Origin of the sequence: Vibrio sp. V39_P1S14PM300, assembly GCF_009904765.1 — a bacterium.
In the GTDB taxonomy this organism is placed as follows: domain Bacteria; phylum Pseudomonadota; class Gammaproteobacteria; order Enterobacterales; family Vibrionaceae; genus Vibrio; species Vibrio proteolyticus.
On sequence record NZ_WXWP01000159.1, the window covers coordinates 1 to 5,237 of the forward strand.

8 protein-coding genes are annotated in these 5,237 nt (G+C 45.0%); 3 read left to right on the top strand and 5 right to left on the bottom strand.

Annotation, left to right across the window (positions count from 1 at the left end):
- The 3 genes from CAG65_RS07885 to CAG65_RS22055 all read left to right on the top strand — a co-directional run.
- Positions 1 to 1,111: hypothetical protein (locus CAG65_RS07885; RefSeq protein ID WP_237668779.1), on the top strand; the 1,111-nt coding region annotated here is incomplete at its 5' end.
- Positions 1,108 to 1,464: a transglutaminase domain-containing protein gene (locus tag CAG65_RS07890; protein ID WP_202599316.1), complete on the top strand. Its 357-nt coding sequence runs from the start codon at positions 1,108 to 1,110 to the stop codon at positions 1,462 to 1,464. The genes CAG65_RS07885 and CAG65_RS07890, both read left to right, overlap by 4 nt.
- Positions 1,465 to 1,676: 212 nt before the next feature.
- Complete coding sequence (locus tag CAG65_RS22055) at positions 1,677 to 1,835, top strand: hypothetical protein (RefSeq protein ID WP_202599318.1); 159 nt, start codon at positions 1,677 to 1,679, stop codon at positions 1,833 to 1,835.
- Positions 1,836 to 1,872: 37 nt separating this feature from the next.
- On the opposite strand, the gene CAG65_RS07895 is transcribed toward CAG65_RS22055, so the two are convergent.
- The 5 genes from CAG65_RS07895 to CAG65_RS22060 all read right to left on the bottom strand — a co-directional run.
- Positions 1,873 to 2,142 carry a hypothetical protein gene (locus tag CAG65_RS07895; RefSeq protein ID WP_161453266.1) on the bottom strand — a complete coding sequence of 90 codons (270 nt, stop codon included), beginning with the start codon at positions 2,140 to 2,142 and terminating at the stop codon, positions 1,873 to 1,875.
- 101 nt (positions 2,143 to 2,243) lie between these two features.
- Positions 2,244 to 2,561, bottom strand: a complete 318-nt coding sequence (locus tag CAG65_RS07900; protein WP_161453267.1) for a hypothetical protein — start codon at positions 2,559 to 2,561, stop codon at positions 2,244 to 2,246.
- 663 nt (positions 2,562 to 3,224) lie between these two features.
- Complete coding sequence (locus tag CAG65_RS07905; RefSeq protein ID WP_161453268.1) at positions 3,225 to 3,659, bottom strand: hypothetical protein; 435 nt, start codon at positions 3,657 to 3,659, stop codon at positions 3,225 to 3,227.
- 274 nt (positions 3,660 to 3,933) lie between these two features.
- Positions 3,934 to 4,782: a hypothetical protein gene (locus CAG65_RS07910; protein ID WP_161453269.1), complete on the bottom strand. Its 849-nt coding sequence runs from the start codon at positions 4,780 to 4,782 to the stop codon at positions 3,934 to 3,936.
- A 249-nt stretch (positions 4,783 to 5,031) separates the two neighbouring features.
- A partial coding sequence (locus CAG65_RS22060; RefSeq protein WP_202599317.1) for a hypothetical protein occupies positions 5,032 to 5,237 on the bottom strand: 206 nt, incomplete at its 5' end.

The window sequence follows — 5,237 nt, forward strand, 5'->3', positions numbered from 1 at the left end:
GTCCCCGATAGAGTGGATTGTAAACATAGGCTTATTCTCCCGAAATTTGGAGATAGCCTATTCTCTCAATCCTCTTTACCACGACTCTGTAACTGCCCAATTTTGGCGTTTTACCCAATTATCCCAACTTTGTCCGTTCAGAACATATTTCCATTTTTTCAATAAGATGCCTGCATGTTATTGCGTTTTTGAAGACCTATGGCAACCTGATTCCATTGCCATAGGAGAAACCTCAATGACGAAGAAATTAACCGCAATAATTCTTGCAGCCGGATTGGCCTCAGGCTGTGCAACGACGACAAATAGCTACCAATACAAGGAAAACCATAGTCTCGCTTACAACTTGGCTAAGGCCGGAGGTCTCTACGACGCCAGGGATTACGACATCCCCAGGGACCAACGAGACGGCGTTATCAGCAAGGGATGGGATGTCACGGGTGACGCACTGCTTTTCAATTCCGGACATGGGCTTGGATTGGACTGGGGCAAGTCACTGGGCTTGGGTCTGTTAACCAGTGCCTTTGCACCAAAGGGCGTTATGGAGCGAGACAGCGTATTTGGCTGGGTTCCGGAAACACAAGCAGGTGATGCCAGAGAAGCCTGGGAACTGATGTCGAGCACCCTGCTCGATGGTATAGAGAAGACCTTACGACAAGCGAATGTCAAATATGTTGTCGATAACAGGAACCTGCATCAGGACTTTCCTCTAATGTCGGAGTACATTTTTTCCTCGGTGCGAATTGTCGATACCGAACATGGTTGCCCTGACTGGGAAAGTGCCAATCGAGACTATGATCAGTCCTGTTATGTGGCCACGACCGTGTATGCCCCCACAAAGGCGCCGAGAAAAGCTCCTGATTTTGTGGCAGGCGAGCAGAGCGGTTATGGCTTCTATGCGGATGACGAAACGGATTACTCCCGCATCAAAGTGAACATCCCCAAGGGTTCCAGCCTGGACAAGAACCAGTTGCTTGCAGGCATCAGCCGGGAGCTTCCGTCATGGGCATTCATCTTCGTTGCATCGCAAAAGCTGGACACCGGCGGCTACACTGCACCGGTGATCCTGACAGCAGGGAAGGCGGAACTATTCATCACACCGGATCAAGGATGAGCGTGTGGCATGATGCCCTGGAGATCGGTCTGCTTCCTCTGGAAGAGACCGGCCTCTACTGTGATGGCATGACGTATGTGATCAGCCACGTGCTTCGGAAAGCCGACATCCCACATCGGTGCTACATGGGCTATGTGAAAGACGAGAAACGTGGCGACCTGGTGGCGCCGCACTGCTGGGTCGAACTGGAGGGCGATGGTGATTGGGTTGTCGATCTCCGACTACGCACTTGGTTGGGAGATGATGACGAGGTACCTCATGGGGTGTTTCAAACGACCAAGTGGTCTCGGTTCACCTATAAGGGAGAGCCTATGGTAGACATCAAGTTGGACGAAGAGATGTTGCTGCCATAACCGATGGAAAACTTTCACATGTGAAAGTTCCTGAACGCAACGATTACTCAGTACCGTTTTTACGGGATTTGTTATAGAGGTACAAACTTCCAAAAGTGACCACAGTAAAAAATGCCAGTAAGCTCAGCATTCCTATTGTAAAAGCGCCCATCTAGCTCTCCCAATCATTCGGTTCTATACTCTAACTTTACATCATTAAACGGTATATTCCAGTGGCAAGAACACTAGAGCAACTCTTGGAGCAGGAGAAACCCGAAGTTGTAGCCGAGGCCAAACTCAAGGCATCAGAGATGCTCCGCATCGTGGATAAGCAGACAACGGCCAAACAGGATCATAAAGCTGATTCAGACGTTTCCTCTTCCCAGAAATAACAAAGGGCCAGACGAGCTGGCCCTTTGTTATTAATAATTACATCACTAAGTATGGTTCATCGTTGTCGCTTTCAGCTATCGTCAAGTCAATAGTGAAAGTGATATCGACGCGCTCAACAGTCCGATTACACTCACGTGCGTACTCATCCTGTAAGCTTTTAAACGTCGTTTCAGCTTCATCATGAGAAGAAGCTTCTACAGTTTCAACAGCTAATTCACCTTCTTTTTCGGTGTAGTTAACCCCACGGTAATACACGCGGCCACACACGTCGAATTGATGGATTTCTGTTTTAGTTTGTCCCAGCATTTTCATTCTCCAAGAGTTTAAACGCCGGGACTTAGCCCAACCGGGCAAAGTACCCGGCAGGGTGGTTTAAGATGACAAGGGCTATCGTTCTGAAAGGTTATTCACACCTTGACTGACAAGAACTTCTTGTTGGAAGCCATTGCAGTTCGCTCAGAAACCAGTTCCCCTTCAACTGGCGCGCATTCGATAGCATCGAAAACGCCGGATTGAGTGCTACCGGAGGTAGCTCTCAACCATTCTCCGTTCAATGAACTGCTGACAGTTGCCAACGGACTGACGACCCGTACGGACCGCGCTTTTCTCAAAGACCGATATACCACCATCAACGCCGCGTTTAATAGTTTGGCAACAATGGAAGCTCCGAAAGCAATGACGCCAACGGTAACAATCATGATCAAAACGAAAGTGGAAAAGTACATAAACACCTCCAATCAATTGGAATTGAAGGGGCTGCACCGCGTAACCGGTGAACCCCGGTTGCGGGATGAATTGAAAATTTGCTGTTTGTTTTTGGCGACCAGCTATCGCACTCACTCAGCCAGAGGCTGAACTTGTGAACACTCTAACAGCCAAGGCATCGGGGGATACTCGCTGGAACTGCCCTTTTTGGGCGCATAGGTCAATAATTGAGATGAAGGAACTTTGTAGAATGGAGAAGTTGATGGGCATCTGGCGAATATAGGGCTTCTGATTCTGCTCATCCTGGGAGCTGTTTGTCGCTGTCCATAATCCAGGCACGGCACTTGTGTTATTGGTGATCCTGGGTATCTTTCGCCTAGTGTAAGAGAGGAATAAAGTTTCATACTAAACAATCAAGTAACCCTACTCGTACCGTTTTAGATTAAACATGACCAAAAAAAGATTAATACTAATCGCTACTACCAAGTCCTAATCGAGCTACAACTGAGTATTAAAGTATCATACTCGTTGTAACTCACTTCTGGACAGGAATGGCTTAGAGTTTTCGCTTTAAGACATTCATTTCGGATAAGCTAGGTTTGAGTAAAGTTTGGACAAGACAAGCGTCGTCTATCAAGTCGGTGGCTATTCAATTTGACAGTTTGGTTCAAACTACCCCAGTTTTATTCAGCTGTTTTAGGATCGGCATTGTGCATGGGGTGAGGATCTACGTATGCGTCCAATGCTAAAATGTGAAGCTTACCAGATACAACATCAACCTTCTTACGCATTAGCTCGTTTCGTTTTTCTTCAGCGTGCTTTTTAACATCGCCTTTCGAAACAGCAATGATGTCATCTAACTGGTTAATAGAGTCATCTATCACTGCGATCATCTCTTTTTGAGTATTGTCTACTTGGCGTTTGTGTAAATACGCCTGTATTTTCCTCGTCGAATGAATAGCAACGTAAGTAATGATCGTTGACGCTAAAACGTTACAGACAGCTTGATAGTTAGTTGGAACATGCGCTTCAACAAGTTGTGAAGCGCCTAATATTAATGTGCCACTTAAACTAGCTGTTGATAATGGCGTATCTACATTTGCAACTGATTTAGCCAACCTAGTGACCTCCAACAGTTGTATGTTGATGCGTTTTGGCAGCCTTAGATGCCTCTTCTATAGTGCGAAGTGCTGTAGTTACTTGGTTTACATCTTTAGCAGAAAAAACCAACTCAGAAGCATTACCGTCACTGTCCTTGTACTTGACGAGATATTGCTTAGGCATTGTTTTATTTAGAGTAGTTCGAGTTAAGGCTCTCACTAGCGACACGATAAACGGGTACGCAATGATGAGTCCTATCACTATCACTGTACCTGTATCCATAAATAGCCCTTACTGGTCAATATGCCAGTGTTTATGTACTTTATGTATGGTGTATGTATTTGTCTTTCTAACACCTTTTCTCGTAACATCCTTTTCCAAGAGAACTTCCATCTTATCTTTTGCTCGGAAGGTAACTGCCCCTTCTTCTACAAGCTTTTGAAAACTATCATCAACCATTGTAGCTGTCACTGCACGGTTGTAACCGTGAATATAAACACGCCATTTACCTTCTGGGGTTAAAGATACTTGCTCAACAGTTACAATATGATCTAGCACCCAGTTATCTAGGTGTTCTTCAGTCGCACCTTCAAATAGCGTTTCAGCCTTCGTCTTTGGCAAAACAACCGTAGTTTGGTTGTTTTGAGAAACAAAGACTCGGTCTAAATCTAGCCGCTCAAAAGGTTCAACAAAGATACGGTGAAGTTGAGCGGTAATTTTACTGTCAGAGGATAGCTTCACAACTTCTTCAGTTGTTTTTTTAACCTCGTTGGTGTCAAGATCTTTAACTTCAACTTCGCCATCTTCACCTTTGATGATCTCAATGTTCTTGCGACCTTTTTTCCAATCTAGGAAACCTAGTACACCACCATGAGCAACGGCAGTAATACCTATCAAACCCATAAGATGAAACGCTGTTACTTTGACACCACCTAAGATTGCCAGTTCAATTGCAAAACAACCTTCTTTAAACGCTTGAACGTCGACAACGATGTCTTCTTCTTTGTCGGTTTTTTTGCTTACACGTCGAACTAAGATATCTAACGCACTGAGCACATCTCGGGTAACGGCAATATCCATTGAGTGGTTTCTAGTCGCATTGCCTTCATAGTGCAGCTCAAAGTGATTAGGTTGCATCAAAAAAAGTTTCCTTATGACATCATTCTACTGTGGGAATATGTTAAATGTAGTAAAGTTAGAAAGATAGTAAATGAGTCAAAAAGATAGCGAATAATGCTTGATGATTTATGAATATTGCGAAAGTGGATGCCTGAGCCTTTGGAGGTGAGTTATGCTTGGTCATTAGATTATGTATCGCAAAAATGGTTTCTGCGATTTGCTCTATTGATCGGAACAAACACGGAATGGGGCAAAAGTGCGTTGCAGTTCTTAAATGGGGAAGTGCTTTTCCTCATACTCTTCAACCAATGCAGCTAGCCTTTCAAGTTCTTCACCTTCGGGAGTGTCTGGTTCGGCTACATCAAACAGAGATTCAATTCGCTTCAATGCGGCTTTGTAATAACTTTCGGAGGGTTCAAGGCCCAATTCATCCAATGTTACCGCAGCCAGCTCATCAACGTGTGCTGTATAGGGTG

What these genes read in the sequence shown, in the direction of transcription:
- CAG65_RS07890 (WP_202599316.1), top strand. Translation starts at nt 1,108, where the DNA reads ATGAGCGTGTGGCATGATGCCCTGGAGATCGGTCTGCTTCCTCTGGAA.
- CAG65_RS07895 (WP_161453266.1), bottom strand. Translation starts at nt 2,142, where the DNA reads ATGCTGGGACAAACTAAAACAGAAATCCATCAATTCGACGTGTGTGGC.
- CAG65_RS07900 (WP_161453267.1), bottom strand. Translation starts at nt 2,561, where the DNA reads ATGTACTTTTCCACTTTCGTTTTGATCATGATTGTTACCGTTGGCGTC.